Origin of the sequence: Arthrobacter sulfonylureivorans (assembly GCF_047607445.1) — a bacterium.
Classification (GTDB): Bacteria; Actinomycetota; Actinomycetes; order Actinomycetales; family Micrococcaceae; genus Crystallibacter; species Crystallibacter sulfonylureivorans_A.
Window position 1 is genome coordinate 1 of record NZ_JBLKRT010000101.1, and the last position, 568, is coordinate 568.

Sequence of the window (568 nt, forward strand, 5' to 3'; positions counted from 1 at the left end):
GAGGCGTTTGAGCCATTCGGGCGGGGTGCGCAGGTCTTTGGCGGCGGCGATGGCTTGGCCGTAGTCGTCGGTGAGCACGGTCAGCCAGGATTTGGCCAGTGCGGTGAGGTTGCGGGTCATTTCGGGTGTCATGAGCCCGTAGCCGGTGAGTTCGCCGGGGTCTTCGGCCAGCCCGAGCAGGGTGGTCAGCGGCGCGGTGACGGCGACGGAGGCGGTTGTGTTCCCGCCGCCGCAGGTGCAGGACCCCCTGCCGGTGGCGCTGCTTCCGGCGGCACGGTTTCCGGTGGCACCGTTCCCGGTGGCCGCTTCTTCGGCGGTTGTGTGGCCTGCGGGTGCCTCCCCGATGGCTGTGCCGCTGGCGTCGGTGTCCTGGGTTGTCACGTTTCCGGTGGCTGCGCCGCTGATGACGGTGTTCTTGACGTCGGTGTCGTGTTGGGTAGTGGCGGCGGCTTGGAGGGGTGTTGCCGCGGCGGTGTTGGAGACGGATTCGCCTTGGGTTGTGGGTCCGGCTTCCAGTGTTGTCGCGGCGCTGGTGCTGCTGCTCCCGGTGGTCGTGCGGTTGCCCGGG

Annotated in this window: 1 pseudogene; it reads right to left on the minus strand. The window is 69.2% G+C overall.

The features are described from left to right. A pseudogene (locus ACMX2H_RS18970) lies at positions 1–568 on the minus strand (hypothetical protein); the annotation flags it as partial.